The 22783-nt window shown below is 64.0% G+C and carries 23 protein-coding genes and 1 tRNA gene; 16 read left to right on the forward strand and 8 right to left on the reverse strand.

All coding sequences use genetic code 11. The features are described from left to right. Positions 1 to 107 precede the first annotated feature (107 nt). Both pspAB and htpX read right to left on the reverse strand, forming a co-directional pair. Positions 108 to 713 (reverse strand): PspA-associated protein PspAB, encoded by a 606-nt coding sequence (gene pspAB / locus GCU68_RS05355; protein ID WP_152939635.1) that lies wholly within the window; start codon positions 711 to 713, stop codon positions 108 to 110. Between the two features lie 24 nt (positions 714 to 737). Next, positions 738 to 1613 carry a zinc metalloprotease HtpX gene (htpX, locus tag GCU68_RS05360; protein WP_152939637.1) on the reverse strand — a complete coding sequence of 292 codons (876 nt, stop codon included), beginning with the start codon at positions 1611 to 1613 and terminating at the stop codon, positions 738 to 740. A 281-nt stretch (positions 1614 to 1894) separates the two neighbouring features. On the opposite strand from htpX, the gene GCU68_RS05365 reads away from it, so the two are divergent. Further along, positions 1895 to 3034 (forward strand): 60S ribosomal export protein NMD3, encoded by a 1140-nt coding sequence (locus tag GCU68_RS05365; protein ID WP_152939639.1) that lies wholly within the window; start codon positions 1895 to 1897, stop codon positions 3032 to 3034. Further along, a complete protein-coding gene (locus GCU68_RS05370; RefSeq protein WP_152939641.1) occupies positions 3027 to 4184 on the forward strand; it encodes a class I SAM-dependent methyltransferase in 1158 nt (385 codons plus the stop codon). Before GCU68_RS05365 ends, GCU68_RS05370 begins: the two co-directional genes overlap by 8 nt. A gap of 249 nt (positions 4185 to 4433) precedes the next feature. Here the strand turns inward: GCU68_RS05370 and GCU68_RS05375 are convergent, their stop codons facing one another. Continuing rightward, on the reverse strand, positions 4434 to 6257 hold the full coding sequence (locus GCU68_RS05375) for a helicase C-terminal domain-containing protein (protein WP_152943607.1): 1824 nt from the start codon (positions 6255 to 6257) through the stop codon (positions 4434 to 4436). Positions 6258 to 6417: 160 nt separating this feature from the next. Here GCU68_RS05375 and GCU68_RS05380 point away from each other — a divergent pair. Further along, positions 6418 to 6505: transfer RNA gene (locus GCU68_RS05380), tRNA-Asp, on the forward strand. 46 nt (positions 6506 to 6551) lie between these two features. Here GCU68_RS05380 and GCU68_RS05385 read toward each other — a convergent pair. After that, complete coding sequence (locus tag GCU68_RS05385; protein WP_152939642.1) at positions 6552 to 6797, reverse strand: DUF7561 family protein; 246 nt, start codon at positions 6795 to 6797, stop codon at positions 6552 to 6554. A 79-nt stretch (positions 6798 to 6876) separates the two neighbouring features. On the opposite strand from GCU68_RS05385, the gene GCU68_RS05390 reads away from it, so the two are divergent. The 3 genes from GCU68_RS05390 to GCU68_RS05400 are packed head-to-tail and all read left to right on the forward strand — an operon-like array spanning position 6877 to position 9474. Then, positions 6877 to 7794: a YkgJ family cysteine cluster protein gene (locus GCU68_RS05390; protein WP_152939644.1), complete on the forward strand. Its 918-nt coding sequence runs from the start codon at positions 6877 to 6879 to the stop codon at positions 7792 to 7794. Between the two features lie 55 nt (positions 7795 to 7849). Continuing rightward, positions 7850 to 8791 carry an NAD(P)H-binding protein gene (locus tag GCU68_RS05395; protein WP_152939646.1) on the forward strand — a complete coding sequence of 314 codons (942 nt, stop codon included), beginning with the start codon at positions 7850 to 7852 and terminating at the stop codon, positions 8789 to 8791. Beyond that, positions 8788 to 9474 (forward strand): DUF7530 family protein, encoded by a 687-nt coding sequence (locus GCU68_RS05400; protein WP_152939648.1) that lies wholly within the window; start codon positions 8788 to 8790, stop codon positions 9472 to 9474. The genes GCU68_RS05395 and GCU68_RS05400 overlap by 4 nt, the downstream gene beginning before the upstream one ends. A 47-nt stretch (positions 9475 to 9521) precedes the next feature. On the opposite strand, the gene GCU68_RS21230 is transcribed toward GCU68_RS05400, so the two are convergent. After that, positions 9522 to 9695: a DUF5786 family protein gene (locus GCU68_RS21230; protein WP_008161165.1), complete on the reverse strand. Its 174-nt coding sequence runs from the start codon at positions 9693 to 9695 to the stop codon at positions 9522 to 9524. A gap of 103 nt (positions 9696 to 9798) precedes the next feature. On the opposite strand from GCU68_RS21230, the gene GCU68_RS05410 reads away from it, so the two are divergent. Together GCU68_RS05410 and GCU68_RS05415 are read left to right on the forward strand one after the other, a co-directional pair. Further along, entirely contained in the window at positions 9799 to 10806 is a 1008-nt protein-coding gene (locus GCU68_RS05410; protein ID WP_152943609.1) for a DUF5784 family protein, read from the forward strand. A 114-nt stretch (positions 10807 to 10920) separates the two neighbouring features. After that, positions 10921 to 11982 carry a zinc-dependent alcohol dehydrogenase family protein gene (locus GCU68_RS05415; RefSeq protein ID WP_152939652.1) on the forward strand — a complete coding sequence of 354 codons (1062 nt, stop codon included), beginning with the start codon at positions 10921 to 10923 and terminating at the stop codon, positions 11980 to 11982. Positions 11983 to 12144: 162 nt separating this feature from the next. Here GCU68_RS05415 and GCU68_RS05420 read toward each other — a convergent pair whose 3' ends face one another. Beyond that, positions 12145 to 12432 (reverse strand): DUF2795 domain-containing protein, encoded by a 288-nt coding sequence (locus GCU68_RS05420; RefSeq protein WP_152939654.1) that lies wholly within the window; start codon positions 12430 to 12432, stop codon positions 12145 to 12147. Between the two features lie 160 nt (positions 12433 to 12592). Between GCU68_RS05420 and GCU68_RS05425 the strand changes: the two genes are divergently transcribed. Then, complete coding sequence (locus GCU68_RS05425; protein WP_152939656.1) at positions 12593 to 13393, forward strand: PHP domain-containing protein; 801 nt, start codon at positions 12593 to 12595, stop codon at positions 13391 to 13393. A 56-nt stretch (positions 13394 to 13449) separates the two neighbouring features. Then, positions 13450 to 13614: a DUF6757 family protein gene (locus tag GCU68_RS21235; RefSeq protein WP_006066091.1), complete on the forward strand. Its 165-nt coding sequence runs from the start codon at positions 13450 to 13452 to the stop codon at positions 13612 to 13614. 28 nt (positions 13615 to 13642) lie between these two features. On the opposite strand, the gene GCU68_RS05430 is transcribed toward GCU68_RS21235, so the two are convergent. Next, on the reverse strand, positions 13643 to 13966 hold the full coding sequence (locus GCU68_RS05430) for a 4Fe-4S dicluster domain-containing protein (protein WP_152939658.1): 324 nt from the start codon (positions 13964 to 13966) through the stop codon (positions 13643 to 13645). Between the two features lie 204 nt (positions 13967 to 14170). Here GCU68_RS05430 and GCU68_RS05435 point away from each other — a divergent pair, with 204 nt between their 5' ends. From GCU68_RS05435 to GCU68_RS05455, 5 genes are all read left to right on the forward strand, one after another. After that, complete coding sequence (locus tag GCU68_RS05435) at positions 14171 to 15193, forward strand: asparaginase (protein WP_152939660.1); 1023 nt, start codon at positions 14171 to 14173, stop codon at positions 15191 to 15193. A gap of 83 nt (positions 15194 to 15276) precedes the next feature. Beyond that, positions 15277 to 16284, forward strand: a complete 1008-nt coding sequence (hemB, locus tag GCU68_RS05440) for a porphobilinogen synthase (protein WP_152939662.1) — start codon at positions 15277 to 15279, stop codon at positions 16282 to 16284. 523 nt (positions 16285 to 16807) lie between these two features. After that, positions 16808 to 18460 carry an ammonium transporter gene (locus tag GCU68_RS05445; RefSeq protein WP_152939664.1) on the forward strand — a complete coding sequence of 551 codons (1653 nt, stop codon included), beginning with the start codon at positions 16808 to 16810 and terminating at the stop codon, positions 18458 to 18460. A gap of 255 nt (positions 18461 to 18715) precedes the next feature. Beyond that, positions 18716 to 20062 (forward strand): glutamate-1-semialdehyde 2,1-aminomutase, encoded by a 1347-nt coding sequence (hemL, locus tag GCU68_RS05450; protein WP_152939666.1) that lies wholly within the window; start codon positions 18716 to 18718, stop codon positions 20060 to 20062. A 111-nt stretch (positions 20063 to 20173) separates the two neighbouring features. Further along, positions 20174 to 20848, forward strand: coding sequence for a hypothetical protein (locus GCU68_RS05455; RefSeq protein ID WP_152939668.1), 675 nt, complete (start codon positions 20174 to 20176; stop codon positions 20846 to 20848). 165 nt (positions 20849 to 21013) lie between these two features. On the opposite strand, the gene GCU68_RS05460 is transcribed toward GCU68_RS05455, so the two are convergent. Next, positions 21014 to 21583 (reverse strand): DUF6789 family protein, encoded by a 570-nt coding sequence (locus tag GCU68_RS05460; protein WP_152939671.1) that lies wholly within the window; start codon positions 21581 to 21583, stop codon positions 21014 to 21016. Positions 21584 to 22396: 813 nt separating this feature from the next. On the opposite strand from GCU68_RS05460, the gene GCU68_RS05465 reads away from it, so the two are divergent. Next, entirely contained in the window at positions 22397 to 22753 is a 357-nt protein-coding gene (locus GCU68_RS05465; RefSeq protein WP_152939673.1) for a hypothetical protein, read from the forward strand. Positions 22754 to 22783 lie beyond the last annotated feature (30 nt).

Consider the following 22783-nt stretch of genomic DNA (forward strand, 5'->3'; position numbering starts at 1 on the left):
ATGGCTCGTTATGCGGCCACGGCTCATACCAGTGGTGCCAACAGAGTTTGGTCACTCACCGAACAGCCGGTTTGATCTCGGTCAAACTCGAAGGCGTTCGTGATGGCTCACTCCCAAGGATGGGTTCCGCCCGAACTCGGCCAGAGCGGGTACCAGTACTCCTTGTCGCGTTCGATCTCGAGTTCGCCGTCCAGTGTCGACTCGAGTTTGAACTCCGCGCTCGAGTCGCGTTCGCGACCGGGCCGGGGCGCGAAGGGATAGAAGGCCCCGCGGCGAAACGAGTAGATCCAGTAGGCCGTTCCGTCGCGGTCTTCGTAAGCGAACACCGCCGCGAGCAGCCGCGAGCCGTAGCCGTGTTCGATGAACGTGTCCGCGGCGAAGTGCATGCTCGTGATCAGGTCTTCGGGGTTGTCGTCCTCGAGGACGACCCAGTGATAGCCGTGGTCGTCGCTGGTCACGGAGAACTCGGTTCCTGTCTCCTCGCGGCCCGCCGCGAGGATGGCTTCGACCTCGTCGACGGCGTCCTGAAAGCTCCGGGAGTCGACGCCGGAGAAACAGAGCGCGCCGACGTCCGTCGAGTCGTAGCCAAGGTCGGCCTCCATCGTGAGGTAGGCGGTGCTCATCCCGAAGAGATCGTCCGGATCGGCGTCGCGTCTGGCGTCCGTCTCGGCGCGCAAGCCGAGGACGGATCGGAGTCCGTCGAGCAGTCCCATACGATCACAGAGGGTGGCGATCCCTTAGAACGATTGCATCTCGCGCTCGAGGGAGCGCAGCTGTTCGACCCGTCGCTCGGTCGGCGGATGGGTGCTAAAGAGGCGGCCGACGACGCCGGACTTGATCGGGATGATGAAGAAGGCGTTCATCTCGGCTTCCTCGCGCATGTCGGTTTTCGGGACCTTGTCCATCTTCCCGGAGATTTTCAGGAGCGCGGAGGCCAGCGCCGAGGGGTTACCGGTGATCGCGGCCGCGCCGCGGTCGGCGGCGTACTCGCGATAGCGCGAGAGCGCCCGAATCAGGAGGTAGCTGATGATCCAGACGAGCAAGGAGACGAGGATGGCGACGACGACCCCGCCCTGATTACGGTTGCGGCCGCCGCCGAAGAAGGCCCCCCAGCGGACGATCATGAACGCGATCGTCGAGAGGAAGGAGGCGATCGTCATCACCATCATATCCCTGTTTTTGACGTGGGCGAGTTCGTGCGCGAGGACGCCGTCGAGTTCGTCCTGATTGAGCGTTCGCATGAGTCCGGTCGTCACCGCGACAGCCGCATTCTTCTGATTGCGGCCGGTCGCGAAGGCATTGGGAACCTGTGAGTCGACGACTGCGACTTTCGGCTTGGGGAGGTCAGCCTGCTGTGAGAGGCGTTCGACCGAGCCGTGGAGTTGCGGATACTCGTCGGCCGAGACCGTCTTCGCACCCATACTCTTGAGCGTGAGCGTGTCACTGAAGTAGTACTGGACCAGCGACATCCCGCCGAACAACATCCCGAAGACGAGCAGATTGCCGCCAATGTAGGCGGTGATCACCCCCGCGAAGACGATGTACAGCGCAAACAACAGAAACATCGTCAGGAACATCCGGAACCGAAGCCCCCAGTCTGCCTGCCAGTTCATACCTCGAATGAGGCGGTCCGGACGAATAAGTGTCACCGACACGACTGCCGTGCACGTGAACGATCCTCACACGTGTTCTGACCGTGAGAGCAACCCCTTCGTTTCACATGGAGACCGATGGACATGGCGTCGTCTGACACGGCCACAGACACCGTTCGTGACAAATACGTGATTGTCGGGCGGTCCTCGAGTGCGGCCGCTGAAAAATGGCCTCCGGAACCGCCGTTACGATCGCCGGGTGGAACACGCCGTTTAACTCGCTGAGACACCAACAGAGGATAATGAGTGAATCACGTGCGTTCTGTCCTCGCTGTGGCGATCCGGTTCCCGATCGATCAGCGAGCGATGCGGACGACGAGTCTGCGGTCGATCCGCTTCGGCCCGGTGCGGAGGTCGAACTCTGCGATGCGTGTTATTTCGAGGATTTCGACTTCGTGGATGCGCCGGATCGAATCGACGTCCGTGTCTGCGCCCAGTGTGGGGCCGTCTATCGCGGTAACCGGTGGGTCGACGTCGGCGCGAAAGATTACACCGACATCGCCATCGAAGAGGTCAGCGAAGCCCTGAGCGTCCATATCGACGTCGAAGACGTCGCCTGGCAAGTCGAACCCGAACAGATCGACCCGAATACGATCCGGATGCACTGTTACTTTACGGGTGTCGTCCGGGGTACCCCGGTCGAAGAACAGGTGATGGTGCCGGTCAAGATGGCCCGCCAGACCTGTACCCGCTGTGGGCGAATCTCCGGCGACTACTACGCGAGTATCGTCCAAATCCGTGCCGAGGACCGAACTCCAACGAGCGAGGAGACCGAGCGAGCGAAAGAGATCGCGAACCAGATCGTCGCAGATATGGAGGCGACGGGCGATCGCAACGCCTTCGTCACCGAAGTCGGCGAGGTCGACGACGGCCTGAACATCAAAGTCTCGACCAACAAAATCGGCAAGAAGATCTCGAACAAGATGGTCGAGGAGTTCGGTGGCACCGTCAACGACGCCGAAACGCTCGTCACCGAAGACTCCGACGGCAACGAGGTCTACCGGGTGACGTTCGCTGTTCGCCTGCCGCCGTACCCACCGGGCGACGTCATCGACCTCGCGAACGACGATGAGGGACCGGTGCTCGTCCGCAGCGCTCGAGGCAACCTCAAAGGCGTTCGACTGACGACCGGCGAGCGCTACGAAGCGAGCTACGAGGAGGGCGACTCGCCCGAGGCGCGCAAACTCGGCGAGCGCCAGGACGCCGTCGAGGCCACCGTCGTCACCGTCGAAGACGACAACGCGGTACAGGTGCTCGACCCCGAAACGTATCAGGCCAAAACGATCGCGCGGCCGGACTACTTCGATCCCGACGCCGAGACGGTACCCGTCCTCAAGAGCCGTGCCGGCCTGCACGTGCTGCCGGACGAGAACGATGAGTGACGACGAACCCGACCCGGACTCGCCGACCGACGATCCGGTCGCCGTCGACCACGCCCTCGAGCAAGCCGGTGCGGAGACCGACGCGCCACTCGCTGCGATCGTCGCGAAACCACAGACGGAGACGGCCCTCGAGTCGCTTCGCGCCGAAGGCGTCTACGACGACTCGAGACGGGTCCGCGAGGACGGCCCGGAACGAGTCGCCCTTCCGGTGACGGCGCCGCCGACCGACACCCGCGTCCTCGAGGTGGTTCGCCAACTCGAGCCCGAACCCCGAAACCCGGACCTCAAGGCGCTGCTTGCCGACCGCGGCTGGAGCGATGACGCGCTCGACTCGGCCCCGGGGTCGTGGGCCGTCATCGGCTCGGTGATTCTCGTGACGGTACCCGACGACTGTCACGACGAGACGGACTTAGCCGAATCCCTGCTCGAACTCCACGGCGAAGCCGACAGCGTGCTCGCGGACGAGGGGATCGAAAACGACGGTGACGCCGGGACCTACCGCGAGCCACGAACGCGCCTGCTCGCGGGCGAGTGCGACACCGAGACGATCCACACGGAACACGGAACGCGCTACGGACTCGATCCCGCGAAAGTGATGTTCTCGCCGGGGAATCAGGCCGAACGTGCTCGGCTGGGCGACCTCGTCACGGCCGACGAGACGGTCTTCGATATGTTCGCCGGGATCGGCTACTTCACGCTCCCGATGGCACGCGCCGGCGCGCAGGTGACGGCAACCGAACTCAATCCGACCGCCTTTCGGTACCTGCTCGAGAACGCGATGTTGAACGACGTCGGCGACCGCGTCGACGCCTACATGAGCGACTGCCGCGAGCTCGCCGGCGAGGTCGACGCCGATCGGGTCGTGATGGGCTACTACGGTAGCGCGGACGATTCAGAGGACGACGCTCACGGCACCCGAACCGACGAGGCCCACGAGTTCCTCCCGAGTGCCCTCGAGGCGCTCGTCCCCGGCGGCGTCGTCCACTACCACGAGGCGACGCCGGAGTCGCGGCTCTGGGAGCGCCCGATCGCGCGGCTGAAAGCGGCGGGAGAAGACGCTGGACGGGACCTCGAGATCCTCGAGAAACGCCAGGTCAAGAGTCATAGCGCCGGCGTCGAACACGTCGTCGTCGACGCCCAGTTCGAATAGGATCGGCGCAGCGAGCCACGGCCTCGGAAACCGAGCGTCGTGACATTCATGCCGGCGGAGAGTGTTATCCCGCGTATGGACAGAAACCAGCTCATCGCGCTTACGTTCGCGTTCCTCATGGTCTCCTCGATGGTCGCCTGGGGCGCACTCGCCGCATTCTGAACCACCTTCTTCTCCGTACACCTCAGCGCTGCCGGGAGCAACTGCTCGCTGTCGGTTGCTTTCGCCTCGAGTCTCGCCAGTCAGCCGTCAGCCGTCCGTATCCCAGACGTCAGCCAGCGGACTCGAGGACGACGACCGACCCGACCGCCGCGAACGAGAGCGCGTTCGGTTCGAACGTGTCGACCCCGTCCGCTCGCCACCGCCGCCGCTTCGAGTCCCCCCACTGCTGCCAGCGGTCGCCGCAGCGGGGTCGAACACCGGTAGATCCGGCTGGCTCATCCGGTCGACCTGCACCGCGAACCAGTCGGGCATGTCCGTTCGCGCTCGCTCGAAGCAATCCAGCAGACTCGAGTCGGCGAGATACGTCGCCCCGTAATCGTCGGGCGCGCGAACGACACGGCCACAGGCTTGAATGACGGTGCGCAGCGTCGTCCGGTAGTACCACGCCCACTGGCCGTCCTCGAGTCGGTGGGCGACTCGAGAATCGCCGGTATTGAGAAATGGGGCCTTACAGAGCACTTGCCAGCGACAGAGGTCGCCTTTGAGGTCGAGCGCTTCCTCCATCTTCACCGACAGAAAGACGTCGGGCTCGTCGCTAGCTTTCCACTCCTCGAGGGCGGCATCGCGGCCGTCGCGGTCGTGTGTTCGCACGCGATCGCCGACGCCGAAGTCGGCGAGTAACTCGGCGAGTCGTTCCTGAATGCTGTAGGAGTGGGCGTGGATCAACCCCTTCTCGTCGGGGTGGTGTTGCATGAGTCGGACGATCGTGCGGGCGATCTTCGGCGTCGTCTCGGATCGCTGGTCGTAGGTCATTTTCCCCTGCGTGACGTCGTACAACGGCCGGTTCTCGACGGGGAACGTGTGTTCGACGTCGACCAGCGCGACGGTGGCAGGATCGAGCCCGACCTGCCGACAGAACGCGTCCTTGTTGAGGATCGTCGCCGATAGCAACGCGAACTTGTTGCCTCGGTCCCAGACGGTGTGTTGGAGATACTTCTCGGGGCTCATCGGCTTGATCGTCAACGGCCCGCCCGCGGGGTCATCGTCCTCGTCGCGACGCTGTGCACGTGCACTCGAGGGCTCGGATTGATCGACCAGCCACGTCGTCGGACTCTGTGGGTCGCGGTAGTCCGAGACGAACCACTCGAGTTCGCCGATGAGCTCCTGGAGTCGATCGCGCGTTCGGACCTCGGCCGCCGAGAGCGACTCCTGGGCAAGGAGGTCGTCTTTCCGGCGCGTACAGATCTGGGCGACGTTTTCGGCGTACTGGACGGCGCGCTCGAGATCGTCGACGACGGGGACGCGGAGATCGTCCCAGAACGGCACCGTGCGCGGGCCGAGCTGGATCGTCGCGTACATCTCGGCCCACTCGGCGAGGCCGTGGGCCTCGTCGACGACGACGACGTCGCGCTTGCGAAACACCTCGCTGCCGGCGGTCTGCATGAAGTACGCGAGCGTCATCGCCGCGATGTCTCGGTTCGAAGCGATCGCCCGGTCGGAGAAGTACGGACAGCGGTGCTTGACGGAACAGTCGTAGCCGCGCTCGCGGACACAAGGGGCCTGATTGACTGGCGTCTCGCGCTCGTCAGGCAGGATGCAGGTGTAGTTCGACTTCCCGCGAATGACGTTCAGATCGGCGAGCAACTCGTCGGCCGCGACGTCGTCGAGTTGTGAGACCTGCGGGGTCGTGTAGTAAGCCCCAGTGGCGTCGCTGGGGTCTGCTTCGTCGATCCGCCGGGCACAGCCGGCGACGGCACGGGCGAGCAGGGACTTGCCGCTGCCTGTCGGTGCGCGCACGAGCACGACGTCGTTACCAGCCGCGAAGGCATCGCGAATGTCGCGGAGGGCCTGCTCCTGAGCCCCGCGGTAGCTCGGTGCGGGAAACTCATCGAAGATCCGCTCGGGATTCACCGTTCGTTCCACGGCGCGGCCGCATCCTAAAGGCTACGGACCGTTGCTCGCACTGAACTATCACGCGAACTAACCAGCGACTGAATCCGGCTATAGGCACCGATTACCCGCGGGTAGCCAGCCGATTACAAATACGAAATCCGCCCTCGGTGTGAGATACGGAAGGGTCGCTCAGCGGAAGAGCACCGCGGTGTCACCTGACCCGCGGCGGCACTATGCCTCGTGGCGTTCGAATCCCACCCCTTCCGCTTTTTCCCCACGTCTCCGGCAACCAGTCGGCGGAATCGGCGTCGCTTACAGCACACCGAACCGAGAGGTTTCCTCGTCGACCTGCTCAAGTCGGTCGATATCCGCTGCGGTCGGCTCACCGTCGTCCGGCAACGCCTCGATACAGGGATAACACAGCAGATGGCTCGTTCCGTCCGCGAGCTCCAGCGTCATCGCGGTCCCCTCGCTGCCCTCGCCGAACGTCCAGAGGTTGGCGATGCCGCCCGTGACCGTGACCGGTCGACCACAGCCGTCACAGGAGTCCGTTGCCATACTCGAGGCAGGGGGCCGAGCGCTGAAAGACGTTCCCCCGCACCGATCGCTTATATACAGTGTCGTGGTACCGCTGCCCATGGAGGTGAACTGCGAAGGTTGTGCGGGCTGTTGTCTGGACTGGCGGCCGCTGCTCGAGGCCGAAGGCGACGGGACGGACCACCAGCGACGGCGGCCGTTCGACGATTCGAACGCGACGCGAGCGCCGCTCGACGACGACCCCATTTTCGTCCCGCTGACCCGCGACGAGATCCGGGCGTTTCTCGAGGCGGGGCTGGCGGCCGCACTGACGCCACGGTTCTGGCACGCACGAGAGACGTCCGAAGGCGTCGAGATCGACGGTCGCTCGATCGCCGCTGTCGCCGGCCGGCCGGTCTTCTTTGTCGGCCTGCAAAAGCCGCCGAAACCGGTCGCTCCTGTCGGACGCGAGGAGCCGACGTGGCTCCCGACGTGTGTCTTTCTCGATCCGACGACGCTGCAGTGTCGCGTCCACGGCGGCGAGCACTTCCCCGAGGAGTGTGGCGCGTATCCGAAACACACCCTCGCACTCGAGCAAGAAACGGAGTGTGAACGCGTCGAGTCGGCCGGGGGCGGCGAGCGCCTGCTCGATGCGGCCGTCGACGATGACCTTGATGGCCTCTTGCTAGGCTCGCAGGCCCTCGGTGCGAAGCTGTTCGCCCACCCCCAACCGGACGTACTCGAGGGCGTCATCGACCGCGCTGCGAACGGAGCACTGACGGCGACCGACCGTGCAGAGTGTCTCGCCGTCGCCGCAGCCTCGAGTCCCGGTACGCTCGCGACGTCCGACTATCACTACGAGCAGGCGCTGGACCGCGCGCTCAAGCAAGAAACGGACGCGTCGTGGGTCGGGCCGGCGATCCGCGAGTGGCAGCGCCGACGGGACGCCGCCGAAGGAGTACCGTCGCCGGCTGTCGCCGAACGCGTCGAGGACGAGCGTGGCGCGCCCGAAACGCCGGGGTGGGACGCCCTCGAGTGAGCGCAGTCTCGTCGTCGGGAACGACTGTTAAGGCCGTCCCAGCCGAACGAGGGCTATGAACGTACTCGTGACGGGGGCGACAGGCTTCGTTGGCCGACGACTCGTCGACGCCCTACTCGAGACGGCCCACGACGTGACCGTCCTCGTCAGAGACGCCGATGCCTACGACCAACCCGGCGACGTCACGGTCGTCGAAGGCGACGTCCTCGAGCCGGGCGGATTCGAGGCGAGCCTCGAGGACGTCGACGTCGCCTACTACTTGATCCACGCGATGGACGCCAGCGGGGACTTTGCCGCGCGGGATCGACTCGCAGCCCGGAACTTCGAGCGAGCGGCCAGCGACGCCGGCCTCGAGCGGATCGTCTACCTCAGCGGGCTCGGCAGCGACGCGGACCAACTTTCGAGTCACCTCGCCTCGCGCAGAGAAGTCGAAACGATACTCGCGGCCGGATCTGCTGACGTAACGGTCCTCAGGGCGGCGGTCATCGTCGGCGACGGCAGTGCAAGCTTTCGGATGGTCCGCCAGCTCGCGACGCGGCTCCCGGTGATGATAACGCCGCAGTGGATCGAGACGCCCTGCCAGCCGATCGCGATCGACGACGTCGTCGCGTACTGTCTGGCCGTCCTCGAGCGACCGGAGACGGCCGGCGGAACGTACGAGATCGGCGGACCGGACGTCCTCACCTACCGAGAGATGTTGATCGAGACGGCCGAAATCGCGACCGGCCGGCGGCCGCTGATCGTCCCGGTGCCGATCCTGAGCCCACGGCTCTCGGCGTACTGGGTCGGGCTCGTCACCGACGTTCCGAAAGAACTCGCCTACCCACTGATCGGCGGCGTTCGCAACCCCGTCGTCGTCACGGATGACAGACTGGCACAGCTCGTCGACGTCGAGCCGACGCCGTTCGACGTCGCCGTCCGACGGGCGCTCGACACCGACCACGAGGCGACCCCGCACCTCGAGACACGGACACAGCCGAGGCGGGACGCCGAATGACGTCGCCGGAGTACGGCGAGACGTGGGTCTACGAAAGTCTCGTCGGGACGGTTCCCGGACTCGACATCTCGGCTCGAACGGCGGTTGCACTCCAGTTTCTCGGCTTCGAAGCCGCGATTCTCGTCGTCGCGACCGTCTACGACCTCCCGGCGGCCGTGCTCCCCGGCACGGCCGCCGTCGTCGTCGCGACGATCGGCAGCTGGCTGATGATTCAGTTCAGTCGCACCGTGCGCGACCTTCCGACACCGGCCGCGTACCGACGGCTGCTGTTCGGTTCGAGCATCGACGTCGTCCTCGGCGTGTTCGCGTTCGTCACGCTGGTTACGTATCTGTTCGTCGTCGAGCCGGACTCGAGCGGGCAGTCACTCGTGACCGATCTGTTCGGAGCCGAGCCGCCGGCGGTCGCGATTTGGCTCGCGTTGCTCGTCCTCTGGGACGTCGTCTACCGGATCGGTACCTGCTGGTGGGCGAGTCTCGTCGGTTGCTGGCGGGCGATCGTCTACGAGTTCGACCCGGCGACGACACACCGGTACCGACGAGCCGACGCGATCAACATCGCCTTTGCCGCGGTACAGCTGTTGTTGGTTCCGTTCGTGCTCGAGGACTCGTTGTTAGTCGCTGTACTCGCCAGCCACGTCGTCGCCGTCGTCGCGGTTACGGCGCTCTCACGAACGCTCCAGTAGGACGGTCCGAAAATGGGCTCACTCGACGCTCATGTACTCCCGAACCACTAGTTCGATTTGATCTGCTCGAACTGGTCTAGCAACTCCTCGGCCGACTCACCGGAGTCGTACTCGACTTTTCCGTGATAGATCGTCCGCTCGTCGTCGAAATCGGCGTCGACCCTCGAGGCTTGCCGTTCGCGTCGCTCGTGTTCGTCTTCGTCATAGGCACCCATTGACATAGCGAGTAATATCATGTTATACGCTCACGCACATCAATGTAACGGTCGTTCATTTCGCTGTTTGGACGTAACACGTATGGCTCCCCACACCGTAATAAGCGGCGTGGCACGGCCGCTTCGCTTTCGTTATTCGCCCACGTTCTGGAGCGAACAGCGAGTTCGACAGAAGATTCTTCAGCCGCTCCGCTCGAACATCGGCGCCCGCGCAGTGACGCCGCGGTTCGAGATCGGGGCAGACTGGGAGACACACCGCTTCGAGATGCAAAACGGCGATCTCGCACTCTTTGCGCGAAACGACGAGGAAGCATACTGGATGGGCAACACCGAGACGCCCTCGTCACTGTGGCGAACTGACAAGTTCGGCTGGCAATCAGTTCCCTATCACGTCGCCCGCTGGAGCAAGCGCGAACTGCTCGCGACTCTGCACGAGGAGGAGCCGTGGCTCGCGGACTACCCACACATTTCGTGGTACTTTCTCCCCGTGTTTATGTCCAAAGACGGCCGCGAGTCGACGCGCGCGTTCTTCCGCGAACACGCCGCCGGCTTCCCCGACGCGGGCCGCCGCGAGACGACCCGCTTTTTCGAGGAGTTCTTTTCGACCGGCGTCCTCGACGACTACCGACACGTCATGTCCGGCAAACTGGGCACCAGCGACCACGTCGACCGCGTCCGCATGAGCGCCGCGATGGGTGAGTTCATCGCCGCGAAGGTCCTCACCGACGCCGGCTACGACATCGTCCCCGAGATCGAGGTCACGACGGGCCACTCGCTGGATTTCCGCGCCAAAGACGACGAGACCAACGTCTTAGTCGAGGTCACCCGGCCACAGCCGCCGGCCAACCGCGCAGCCGCCGGCCCCGTCGCCGCCGTCCGCGACACTGCCGAGACGAAGACCAACGGCCAACTCGCCGAACACGGCGGCGGTGCCGTCCTCTTCGTCGACTGCTCGAGTTTCCGTGACGACGAATGGAACGCCGTCCGCGGCGAACAGCCCGACGTGCGCCATCGCCCCGCCGTGGTCTATCGCGCCCGACCGAACGGTCGGGTCGAGGGCTATCGGAAGGGGTCGGTTCCGCTCGAGCTTACCGACGGCCTCGAGTTGCTGGACTGATTCAACGACAGAGCTCGACCGTTCCGACGTCCCGTCCAGTCCCGTTCTCGACGAGTTTGTGACAGAAGTTCCTCTTGGCATACCTATATGATCGGTGATGCCAATTACCATGGTATGCGTGCAGCAGTACTCGAGGAACATGGCGAACCGCTCACGATCAAAGACGTCGACGCGCCCGACCCCGACCCGACCGGGGCAGTCGTCGAAGTCGAAGCCTGCGGTGTCTGCCGGAGCGACTGGCACGGCTGGCAGGGCGACTGGGAGTGGCTGAATCTCGAGACCCAGCCGGGGCAGATTCTGGGTCACGAACCCGCGGGCCACGTCGTCGCCGTCGGCGACGAAGTCGAAGGCGTCGCTGAAGGCGACCACGTCGCGATTCCGTTCAATCTCGGCGATGGGGCCTGCCCACGGTGTCAGCGCGGTCACTCGAACATCTGTGAGAACGTCATGCCGCTTGGCTTCGTCGAGCAGGCCCAGGGCGCGTTCGCCGAGCAGGTGCACGTCCCCGTCGCCGACCACAACCTCGTCCACCTGCCCGACGGCGTCTCGTCGGTCGACATGGCCGGACTGGGCTGTCGGTTCATGACGTCGTTCCACGCGCTGGCCCACCGTGCCGACATCGGCGCGGGCGACTGGGTCTCGATCCACGGCTGTGGCGGAATCGGCCTCTCTGCGGTCCACATCGCCGACGCGCTCGGCGCGAACGTCGTCGCCGTCGATCTCACGGACGACAAACTCGAGCGCGCGACCGATCTCGGTGCTGTCGAAACGGTCAACGCCGAGGATATCGAGGACGTGCCCGGCGAAATCAAGTCGATCACCGATGGCGGCGCGAACGCCTCGATGGATGCGCTGGGTATCGCGACCACGTGCCAGAACTCCGTGCTCAGTCTCGACGCCCACGGCCAGCACATCCAGGTCGGGCTGACGACACAGGACGAACAGGGGATGGTCTCCCTGCCGACCGACGCGATGGTGATGCAGGAAATCGAGTTCATCGGCTCGCTCGGCATGCCGCCGACGCGCTACGACGAAATCTTCCGGATGGTCTCGACCGGCAAACTCGAGCCCGAAAAGGTCGTCTCCGAGACGATCGGTCTCGAGGACGTCAACGACAAGCTCGCGTCGATGACCGACTACGAGACGGTCGGCATTCCAGTCATCGACGAGTTCTAAACGGGCGCGCCGCTCGAGTCCGTCTGTCTCATCCTGGTTGGATCGCTACTCGTGGACGCGAAAGACCATCGTACGAGCTGGCGGGCAACTCTAGATAGCGATAGACTCGTCGCTCCTGTCGTCGCTCGAGTCGCAGAAAAACGTCGCCGTTATCGGCCGTCGTTAGAACGACATCGGCTCGGGTGCGTACGGGCTCCCCAGCGGTGTCGGGTCGCGGTCGCTGTAACCGATTCGGCCGACCGCCTTGTTGCTGACGGCACAGGAGAGCGCAAGCCGGACGTCCTCCGGCGACTCGAACGTTTCGGACTCGAGGCGAGCGAGTACATCGCCGACCGTCTCGGAACCGTTCTGGAGTTCGAGGGTCCGATCGCCGTACTCTTCGATCAGTTCCTCGGTCGTGACGGGATAGTTGCGGTCAGCAGCGAATTCGCCGGAGCCGTTTGGGAACATTACACCCGTTTGTGGGTGAACAATGATTATAAACATTGTGCATGTAGGTTCTCTAGGAGAGCCATACACCTTATATTCCTAGAATAGGACGAGGACGCGTACCCTCCCGGAACCAAGACGGAGAAACGACTTTACGAATATCACCCCTCAGCTCGAGTGAATGCCCTACGCCGACCTGCACGTCCACACGACGCGCTCGGACGGAAGCCTCGACCTCGAGGCCGTGCCAGCTGCGGCCCGCCGTGCCGGTGTGGCCGTCGTCGCGGTGACGGATCACGACCGGATGCAGCCGTTCGACGCGCCGGTGGTCGACCGCGATGGCGTCACGATCATCAACGGGATCGAACTCCGCGTCTCGACGCCGGACGGACAGCGCGTCGATCTGCTTGGCTACGGGGTCGACCCAACGCCAGAACTCGAGGAACTCGTCGCGGGGATTCAGCGAAACCGGGTCGAACGGGGGCAGGCGATCGTCGGCTGCGTCGAGGATCGCCTCGGGATCGACCTCGGTGTGACCGTCACGGACGGGTTCGGTCGGCCACACGTCGCTCGAGCGATCGACGCCCACCCCGAGGTGGGATACGACTACGCGGGGGCGTTCGAGGAACTCATCGGGTACGGTGACCCCTGTTACGTCCCGCGGGACGTGCCGTCGTTCGAAGACGGACTGGGCGCACTCGATGCGTCGTGTCGACTCGTCTCGCTCGCCCATCCGCTTCGTTACCGCGATCCCGAGGCCGCACTTGCACTGACGACCGACCCAGCGCTGTCAGCCGTCGAGTTCCATTATCCCTACACGCGAAGTCACGAGGACGGCCAGCGACTCGTCGCGGATGCGATCGACCGCAACGACCTGCTCGTAACTGGTGGGACCGACGCCCACGAGGACGAACTCGGCGTTGCTGGCCTATCACGAGCCGAGTACGAACAGTTACAAATCGAAGAGAGATCAGGTAACTAACGTAAATCATCGCCGAGAGCGGAGGGTTCAATGCAACGTGGTTCCAACGGCTATCCATGAACTGCCACTACTGTGACCGAGAGGCTGCCTTTGCCGCCGAATCGGAGGGCCTCAAGGTCGGTCTCTGCGAGGAACACTTCCGCGAGCGCCTGCAGGAACTCGCCGAAGCCGACGGCCTCGAGACCTTGAAAGAGAAAGTGGACGTCGACCGGGCTGAGTAACTCAGTCGAATCGACGAATACGCACAGCTCAGGCAGTACGACCGGCGTCAACGTCGATCGCATCGACCGGACAGACGTCGACACAGAGCATACAATCGATACACTGGGCTTCGTTTGCGGGGTCGGCTTTCTCCTCGCTTTCCGGATGTCCGGGTGTCTCGACCCACTCGAAGACGTCGACGGGACAGTCCTCGAGACAGGCCCCGTCCGCGAGGCAGATATCGAAGTCGACGGCGACGTGGGTGCCGTGAATGCCGAGTTCGTCCGGTTCATCGACGGGACCCCAGACGGCGTGGCCGTTGTGTTCGTCGACCTGTTCTCGATTCTCGGTGAACTGCGGATCTATGGCCATTGCTAACAGTCATACACAAGCGGCGCGTACTTAAAAGTATATACGCATCGAATGCCGCCGCGTCACCCTCGAATCCAAGGCGAATACCGTGGTTCTGGTCGACTTCGTGTCGACTCGGCGTGTGGCGGACGATATCCGGAACGACGGGGACTCGACCCCGGGACGAGGGATACACACTTGTCCGGTGAGGTTCACGGCCATCGTATGCACCCCGACGTCAGGGTCGTCAGCACCGGCGGCACGATCGCGAGCACCTCGAGCGAGGACGAAGACAGCAGCGAGACTGGAAAAACGCCCGACGTTTCCGGCGGCGACCTCGTCGAAGCCGTTCCCGAAATCGCCGAGCACGCCTCGATCGACGTCGACGACGTCTGTCAGCGCTCGGGCTTTCAGATGGATGTCGAAAATGCCGGGCGGGTCATCGATACGATCGAACGTGCCGCGCGTGAGGGCGTCGACGGCGTCGTCGTCACCCACGGCACCGATACCATGGCCGAGTCGGCCTACTACGCGGACGTTGTTCTCGAGGCCGACGTCCCGGTCGTCTTCACGGGCGCCCAGCGGCCGTTCGACGAGTTGGGAACCGACGGCCCGACGAACCTGTTGTTGGCCGTCCACGCTGCAGCCGACGAGCGGTTCCGAACAGCGGGCGGCAGCTATCTGGCGTTCAACGACGCCGTCCACAGCGCTCGATGGGTCGTCAAATCCCACACGAGTAAACTCGAGACGTTCGCCTCCCCGAGTCACGGTCCCGTAGCCGAACACACTCCGAACGGGCTGCGAACGCTGCGCGAACCGGGGCGCTACTCGAATCCGATTTCGGGCGCGCGCATCGACCCCGACGTTCGGGTCGAACTCGTCACGAACGCGATGGGCGTCGACGGCCGACAGGTCGAACGCGCGCTCGAGGACGACGCCGACGCCGTCGTCGTCGCTGGAACGGGGCTGGGGAACACGACCGGCGCGCTCGGTGTGACGCTCGAGGACGCCATCGACGCGGGGGTGCCGGTTATACTCACCTCGCGCTGTCACGCCGGGACGACGGCCGGGCTGTACGGCGGCCCCGGTGGCGGCCGGACGCTGCTCGAGGCCGGGGCGATTTCGGGCGGCGACCTCCCACCGTGGAAGGCCCGGCTCCGGACCGCGCTGGCTCTCTCGGCGACTGACGGCTCGAGCGCCCATCGCCGAGTTCGAGATGCGTTTGCGGAGATCGACTCACTCGTCTGAGGGGAAGTGGCGCTCTACGCCGGAGCGTCGCGAGCGCCAGCGTCGAACGCACCGCTTTTGGCCGCTCCGTCAGTAACGCCGGTATGAACCTCACACACCGCCCCCGACGGCTTCGCCAAGACCGGGTTCGCGGCCTCGTCAGCGAGACGAGCCTCGAGCCTGCGGATCTCATCGCTCCGGTGTTCGTCGACGCGACGACCGACGAGCGGGTCCCGATCGAGTCGATGCCCGGCCACGAACGGGTGCCGATCGACGAGAGCGTCGCCCGCGTCGAGGAAGTCCTCGAGACGGGCGTCGGCGCCGTCATGCTGTTCGGCATTCCCGAATCGAAAGACCCCGAGGGAACCCGCGCGTGGGCCGAGGACGGCGTCGTCCAGGAGGCGGCCCGACGGATCAGCGCCGACACCGACGCCTACATCATCACCGACGTCTGTCTCTGCGAGTACACCGACCACGGTCACTGCGGGCCACTCGAGGAAGCGCTGCGCGGCGAGGCGGGTTACGAGGGCTGTCCCCACGACCCGACGCTGACGGTCGACAACGACGCGTCACTCGAGGCGCTCGATCGGATCGCCGTCTCCCACGCGGAGGCTGGCGCGGACATGATCGCACCGAGCGGGATGATGGACGGCATGGTCGCCGCCATCCGCGAGGGACTCGACCGCAAGGGGTTCGAACACGTTCCGATTATGAGCTACGCCGCGAAGTACGAGAGTGCCTTCTACGGCCCGTTCCGGGACGCCGCAGACGGTGCGCCTGCGTTCGGCAACCGCAGACACTACCAGATGGATCCCGCAAACGCGCGCGAGGCGATGCGTGAGGTTCGCCTCGACGCCGAGCAGGGGGCGGACGTCCTGATGGTCAAACCCGCGCTGCCGTATCTCGACATCGTGCGCGATCTTCGCCGGGAGTTCGACCACCCTATCGCCGCCTACAACGTCTCCGGCGAGTACGCCATGCTTCACGCCGCCGCCGAGAAGGGATGGCTCGATCTCGAGGCCGTCGCACTCGAGTCACTACTGTCGATCAAACGTGCCGGGGCGGATCTCATTCTAACGTACTTCGCCGAAGACGTCGCCAAGCGACTCTAAGACGGCGTCGGGGATCGCCAGCGGCGACGTCGCCTACTGGCGACGGTCGTCGAAGTCAAGCCCGAACGGGGACGCGGTTCGACACACAGTCGGTCGATTTTGAGCGGTGTTCGGTACGTATACAACCGGCGTTCGGACGAACGTCCAGCGCCCGCCCAGCGGGCGAGCGCGGGCGGCAACATCTGCCGCGCAGGAGCGATATAACGGCCGAAGTCACCACCTCGAGTACGTTTCATCGAATTATCCTCCGAAACTGGGTTGACAAACGCGAGGTATGTGTCCACGGATCGAAAAATACGCAATATTCGATACCCTTATACACATTGTATCACCTTTAAATTTGTTCACTTGTTCCTATTACGCCAAGATAAATAGCCAATTGTCAACGCTAAGCCTTATACTATGCTAGATCATCGAGATGAAACGTGAATCAGAAGAAATACATGAAGTCAATTGGCTTGGGCGTAAACGAACGTCTACAAATAACTGAGTGCGATGTGGACGGATCGGAGGTGAGCAGTTGATGGACCCGATACTCCTGCAGGCGGAGACGGAGATGTTGACCGAGGCGATCAACAACACGTGGATTCTGATCGTCACGTTCCTCATCTTCTTCATGCACGCTGGCTTCGCCATGCTCGAGGCGGGACAGGTGCGCTCGAAAAACGTGGCAAACCAGCTGACGAAGAACCTGCTGACCTGGAGCGTCGGTGTGACGGTATTCTTCCTCATCGGCGTCGGGATCGAAAGCGTCGTCGCCGGTGGCAGCTTCGAGCCCGCGTTCATGGGTGAGCCGAGTAGTTGGATCGGCTGGCTTTACGGTGCCGTCTTCGCCATGACCGCGGCGACCATCGTTTCGGGGGCCGTCGCTGGTCGTGCGAAACTCCGCGCGTACATCGGCTACACGTTCCTGCTGGCCGCAGTCATCTACCCCGTCGTCACCGGGATCACGTGGGCTGGTGGCTACATCGAGACGCTCACTGGAACGCCGTTCGCCGACTTCGCGGGCGGGATGATCGTTCACGGGATGGGCGGCATCGCCGGCCTCACCGCCGCGTGGATCCTCGGGCCGCGCATGGACCGGTACAACGACGACGGCACTGCAAACGTCATTCCCGGCCACTCGCTGACGTTCGCCGTCCTCGGGACGCTCCTGTTGGCCTTCGGCTGGTACGGCTTCAACGTCGGCACCTCGGCCATCATCGGCGAGGGCGTGTTCCTCGGTGACCAGCTCGGTCGTGTCGCCATGGCCACGACGATCGCGATGGCCTGCGGTGCGATGGGTGCCGGCCTCGTCGCGTGGCTCAAGACCGAGAAGGTCGATACTCTGTACGTCGCCAACGGCCTGCTGGCAGGCCTGGTCGGGATCACCGCGATCCCCGACACTGTCTCGTGGTGGGGCGCGTTCGTCGTCGGCGGTCTCGCCGGCGCGCAGCTCCCGATCGTCTTCGGGTTCGTCGAAGAGCGACTGAAGATCGACGACGTGTGTGCGGTGTTCCCCGTCCACGGCTCGGCCGGGGTCCTCGGCACGCTGCTGTTCCCGTTCGTTGCCGCCCCGGGCGTCGTCGATAGTATCGCGAACGCGTTCATCGCCCAGCTCACCGGTGTCGTCCTCATCACCGTCTGGACGGTCGGTGCGACCGCCCTCATCTGGTTCGTATTCAAGGCTGCCGGCCAGGCTCGAGTCACGCCAGAACACGAACGCGACGGACTCGACGTCTCCGAACACGGCGTCGACACCTACCCCGAGTTCGGCCAGCCGGATATCGCCACCGACGGCGGTTCCACTGGCAACGGGATCATCCGTTCCGACGGTGGCAACCCGAACACCGGCGAGATCAAGATGGTCACAGCGATCGTCCGTCCCGACCGACTCGGGGCGATCAAGCAGTCGCTCGCCGAGATCGGCGCGCCGTCGCTGACCGTCACCAACGTCTCCGGTCGCGGCTCCCAGCCCGCGAAGAAAGGCCAGTGGCGCGGCGAGGAGTACACGGTCGACCTCCATCAGAAGGTCAAAATCGAGTGCGTCGTCGCCGACATCCCCGCCGGCGAAGTCGTCGACGCGATCGGCGAGGCCGCAAACACCGGCGAACCGGGCGACGGGAAGATCTTCGTCGTCCCCGTCGAAGACGCCTATCAGGTTCGAACCGGCAAGACCGGCCCGGACGCTGTCTAAACCGGACAATCGGTGAAACTCTCGTAATCGATACTCTGACGCCCGCATCGGCGTCGGTCGTCGCCGGTTGGTCCCCGGTGGCTGCCACACACTCACCGTGTGTTCGTTCGTTTCTCCATCGAGCGGGATCGATTTTCCGTCTTTTCGCGGTTCCATCGAACCCGTAGCATCTGCCCTCGAGTCCCAGACCCGACTCGAGACGCGAACGATCGAACCCCGGTACTACTTTCCCGTCCCATTGCCAACTCACCGGGTATGAACGACGACAACTCACGCGACCTGTACGACCGGGCGCTCTCGGTAATGCCCGGCGGCGTCAACTCGGCAGTTCGAGCGGCGATCGAGCCCTATCCGTTCTTCGTCCAGAAAGGCGACGCGGGCCACGTCATCGACGCCGACGGCAACCGGTATATCGACTGGGTGATGGGGCTTGGCCCGCTGCTGCTGGGCCACAGCCTGCCCGACCAGGTACAGGCAGCCATCCAGCAACAGGCAAGCGCGGGACCGATGTACGGAACCCCGACGGAAGTCGAAGTCGACCTCGCGGAGTTCGTCGTCCGGCACGTCCCGAGCGTCGAGAAGATCCGCTTCGTGAACTCCGGCACCGAAGCGACCGTTTCGGCGGTCCGACTCGCCCGCGGCCACACCGGCCGCAACAAGATCGTCGTCATGCAGGGCGGCTACCACGGCGCTCAGGAGTCGACACTCGTCGAGGGCAACGCCGAGAACCCGGCCCCCTCCTCGGCGGGGATCCCACAGTCGTTCGCCGAACACACCCTCCCGGTCCCCTTCAACGACGAAGACGCCATGCGCGAGGTCTTCGAGGAACACGGTGACGACATCGCTGCGGTCCTCACCGAGCCGATTCTGGCCAACTACGGCATCGTCCACCCCGAGGACGGCTATCACGAGTTCCTCCGGGAGCTCACGAACGAGCACGGCTCGCTGCTGATCTTCGACGAAGTGATCACCGGCTTCCGCGTCGGCGGGCTGGGCTGTGCCCAAAGCGAGTTCGGTATTACGCCAGATCTGACGACGTTCGGCAAAGTCATCGGCGGCGGCTTCCCCGTCGGCGCGATCGGCGGCCGCGCCGAAATCATCGACGACTTCGCCCCCGCCGGCGACGTCTTCCAGGCCGGCACCTTCTCCGGTCACCCCGTCACGATGGCCGCCGGCCTCGAGACCCTGCAGTTCGCCGCCGAAAACGACGTCTACGGCCACGTCAACGGCCTCGGCGAGCGGCTTCGCAGCGGGCTGACCGACATCGTCGCCGATCAGGCACCCAGCTATACGGTCACCGGCACCGACAGCATGTTCAAGGTGATCTTCACTCGCGACGGGCCGGGCAAGGACTCGCTCGAGGAACAGTGTGCGGCGGGCTGTCGGCAGAACCCGACCTGTCCACGCTACGACTACTGTCCGAAAAACGCCGCCGGCGTCAAAAACGCCGAAACCGACCGCTGGCGGCGCGTCTTCTGGGGCCAGATGAAAGCGCAGGACGTCTTCCTCTCACAGAACCAGTTCGAGTGTCAGTTCGTCAGCTACGGCCACACCGACGAGGACGTCGAACGGACGCTCGAGGCGTACAAGCACGCACTGTGAGCGGTCAGCAGGGCCAACTGGCAGCGAGACCGACGCGACGATGCTAGCGCAGGAATCGACAGCCGACCCCACCGCGAGCCGAACGGCCGTCGAAAGCGGCCGGATCCCGTCATGACGCCACGCACCGACGGGATCGACTGGGCGCGACTCATCGAGCGACTGCTGTACCTGTTCCCACCGGTGATCGGGGTGGGAATCGTCGGCGTATTACAGGAGACGGAACCGGGTGTCCCTGGCCTCCAGTGGGGACTGTTTCTGGTCAGCAGTTTCGGGTACACGTTCCTGACGATCGGGTTGCTCGTTGCCATCTTTTTCGACGCGCGACGGATTCGCCGACAACCGCGTGCGAGCGGGCACTGGACACCGAACCCGTGGCTCAACGCCGCGTTCGCACTCGTCTGGGCACCGGCGGCGGGCGTGTTCTATCTCCTTCGACGCCACAGGCGGTTCGGAACGCGACCGGGGTGGTCCGGCTGGTGGACCGTCGTGGCGCTTTCGCTCGCAGCGACGATGTTCGGTGCGCTCGCGGCAGGGATAGCCGTCCTGCTCGTGCTTCCGGGCCTGTTTCTGACCGCGATCGGAGTGGCTGGTGCGATCGCCTTCGGGACGTTTCCGATCGCGATCCATCAGGACGCCGCATACGTCAGCACGTACAGCACCGACTGGCGACCGAACCCGGGACTCTACCTCGGAATCGCGTTTTTGAGTCTTTTCGTCCCCCCGTTACAGCCGATCGTTGCGGGCTACTACCTCCTCAAGCGGCGCAAGACGATGGAGCTGACGTGACTCGAGGGCTGGCGCGTGGTTCATACGGGCCGCTTGTACGCTACGTTCGTCCAACCACAGCACGGTCGCAGTCGTCCCAGTAATCGGCACAGCAAGTCTTGGTCGAACTCGAGTTATAGAGATTTGAGGAGCGTGCGGCTTTAGCTGCAGGAGGATGTCAAGGAATTAGTTCCCGTTGTCGTACTCGTACTCGTGTTCGGGGTCCTCGACGCCTTCGGTGCGAGAACCGACCCAGGCACCGAGTGAAAGGCCGTAGACGAGATGTCCGGCGTGAAACAGCGCCAGTTCGTCCGTACCGAGTCGGATATCGAGCAACTCCTTCAACATGATCTGCGAACCGAACGCGGACAACGCCATTCCATAGACCGAGCCCCAGACGAGCCCGCGCTGCTCGGGTTCGATCGACCGCTCTGCGTCCTGCAGTGCGAACAGCGCGCCGAAAAGCGCCCCCGCCTGCACCCCGTAGAGCAGGTGCAAAGCGAGGCCGGCAATCGGATGGTCCGCCGGGTCGTCACCCGTCACATACTGGGCCCAGAAGTTCGCCGACGGCGGCAACGACCGTAAAATCGGGAGCCGGAACGCGGTCATGATAAGCGTCGCGACGAACCCCGCCTGAAGCCCGCGAGCGGCAGCGTAGGCGGCGTGTTCTCCACGGGATTGGCTTTCGACCGCCTCGGGCCCTTCCCGCGGCTCACTCGTCGATCGCAACCGTCGTAATCGATCGGATACGGACATAGTTCTCTCGAGCCCATACATCCCACGAGGAGCGACTTAACGCTCGGGCGCGCGGCTGACGGCTTGCCGTGCACTGGTGTCGGTATCCGGGACGGCCAGACGCGCTATGAAGTACCTCGGGGACAAGCCCCGAGGCTTCACCGTTTTGTCCATGTCGCCCAGAAATGGGCGGATGGACGCAGGTGAATTTAATTCCCCTCGACCTTCCCGAACTGGGTCGGTTGGAATTACCACCCGAACACCTCGCTGGTGTCCGTGAGGGTCGGTCGCTCCACCACGACCCGACAACTCCCGTCTCACCGCCAGTGGCGGGTTTTGAGAGGAGTCGCATTCCATCAGCCAAACGACCGCTTCATATTGAGGTCTTCAATATCCTTCGCGGTCGTTACCCTATGCGACGAGACGTGGTTTGTTACATATTTGACGGGCTTCACCCTCGGGGTCAAGCCCCGAGGCACTCGCCCTGTTCAGTCTGTAGATACTCCGTTTGCTCGCTCAGTTCGAACTGGGACCATGGTAACGGTCGAGGCGAAATTCGAGCGCACACTGTCCTCGAGGCCGTCGAGACGGTTTGCGAAGAGTGATCGGCGCCGTCGTGATCCGTCTCCCCGCGTCGGTGCGACGCGCTCGATACCCTATCTGTCTCGTTCGATTTCGACATCGTTCGAGTTTTGCGGTGTGCTGACGATAAACGTCCAGAATACAATCGTCTTCGATCGACTAAACCTCTCATTGGCCAAGTTTCTGGACTAACGTCCGGGAATATTGCACTTTCCGATACGGACGTGGAGGTTGGGTTGGTAGGATTCGGTAATGGACGCCGACGTACCGACCGAGTGGCACAGCGACGCGTGTCGGACATATACCCCAGCCGACAGCGACCGAGAACTACGGTATCAAACGTATCAGCACGAATCAGGAGATATCCGGCTGAAAGTCGCGCCGGCGTCGCTCGACGGCGATGACCACCCCGGCTACGCGCTGACCGCAACGACGTATCCCGGACTCGATCTCTCCGAGACGATCCGCATCAGAGTCGTCCTCACGTTCGATCGCTGCGATCGAATCGCGATCCAGTTTATGAACCTCTTCTCGGCCAGTTACGATGGCCCCGGCTCGCTCGAGGACGCCCTCGAGTACGCGTCTCATCGAACGCGAGAGCACCGATAACGCTCGAGTTACCACCCCTCACGGGAGCCT

The organism is Natronorubrum aibiense (assembly GCF_009392895.1).
Lineage (GTDB): Archaea > Halobacteriota > Halobacteria > Halobacteriales > Natrialbaceae > Natronorubrum > Natronorubrum aibiense.

Bases quoted from the DNA above. Each gene is read 5' to 3' on its own strand.
- pspAB (WP_152939635.1), bottom strand. From the start codon at position 713: ATGGGACTGCTCGACGGACTCCGATCCGTCCTCGGCTTGCGCGCCGAG.
- htpX (WP_152939637.1), bottom strand. From the start codon at position 1,613: ATGAACTGGCAGGCAGACTGGGGGCTTCGGTTCCGGATGTTCCTGACG.
- GCU68_RS05365 (WP_152939639.1), top strand. From the start codon at position 1,895: ATGAGTGAATCACGTGCGTTCTGTCCTCGCTGTGGCGATCCGGTTCCC.
- GCU68_RS05370 (WP_152939641.1), top strand. From the start codon at position 3,027: ATGAGTGACGACGAACCCGACCCGGACTCGCCGACCGACGATCCGGTC.
- GCU68_RS05385 (WP_152939642.1), bottom strand. From the start codon at position 6,797: ATGGCAACGGACTCCTGTGACGGCTGTGGTCGACCGGTCACGGTCACG.
- GCU68_RS05390 (WP_152939644.1), top strand. From the start codon at position 6,877: ATGGAGGTGAACTGCGAAGGTTGTGCGGGCTGTTGTCTGGACTGGCGG.
- GCU68_RS05395 (WP_152939646.1), top strand. From the start codon at position 7,850: ATGAACGTACTCGTGACGGGGGCGACAGGCTTCGTTGGCCGACGACTC.
- GCU68_RS05400 (WP_152939648.1), top strand. From the start codon at position 8,788: ATGACGTCGCCGGAGTACGGCGAGACGTGGGTCTACGAAAGTCTCGTC.
- GCU68_RS21230 (WP_008161165.1), bottom strand. From the start codon at position 9,695: ATGTCAATGGGTGCCTATGACGAAGACGAACACGAGCGACGCGAACGG.
- GCU68_RS05415 (WP_152939652.1), top strand. From the start codon at position 10,921: ATGCGTGCAGCAGTACTCGAGGAACATGGCGAACCGCTCACGATCAAA.
- GCU68_RS05420 (WP_152939654.1), bottom strand. From the start codon at position 12,432: ATGTTCCCAAACGGCTCCGGCGAATTCGCTGCTGACCGCAACTATCCC.
- GCU68_RS05425 (WP_152939656.1), top strand. From the start codon at position 12,593: ATGCCCTACGCCGACCTGCACGTCCACACGACGCGCTCGGACGGAAGC.
- GCU68_RS21235 (WP_006066091.1), top strand. From the start codon at position 13,450: ATGAACTGCCACTACTGTGACCGAGAGGCTGCCTTTGCCGCCGAATCG.
- GCU68_RS05430 (WP_152939658.1), bottom strand. From the start codon at position 13,966: ATGGCCATAGATCCGCAGTTCACCGAGAATCGAGAACAGGTCGACGAA.
- GCU68_RS05435 (WP_152939660.1), top strand. From the start codon at position 14,171: ATGCACCCCGACGTCAGGGTCGTCAGCACCGGCGGCACGATCGCGAGC.
- hemB (WP_152939662.1), top strand. From the start codon at position 15,277: ATGAACCTCACACACCGCCCCCGACGGCTTCGCCAAGACCGGGTTCGC.
- GCU68_RS05445 (WP_152939664.1), top strand. From the start codon at position 16,808: ATGGACCCGATACTCCTGCAGGCGGAGACGGAGATGTTGACCGAGGCG.
- hemL (WP_152939666.1), top strand. From the start codon at position 18,716: ATGAACGACGACAACTCACGCGACCTGTACGACCGGGCGCTCTCGGTA.
- GCU68_RS05455 (WP_152939668.1), top strand. From the start codon at position 20,174: ATGACGCCACGCACCGACGGGATCGACTGGGCGCGACTCATCGAGCGA.
- GCU68_RS05460 (WP_152939671.1), bottom strand. From the start codon at position 21,583: ATGTCCGTATCCGATCGATTACGACGGTTGCGATCGACGAGTGAGCCG.
- GCU68_RS05465 (WP_152939673.1), top strand. From the start codon at position 22,397: ATGGACGCCGACGTACCGACCGAGTGGCACAGCGACGCGTGTCGGACA.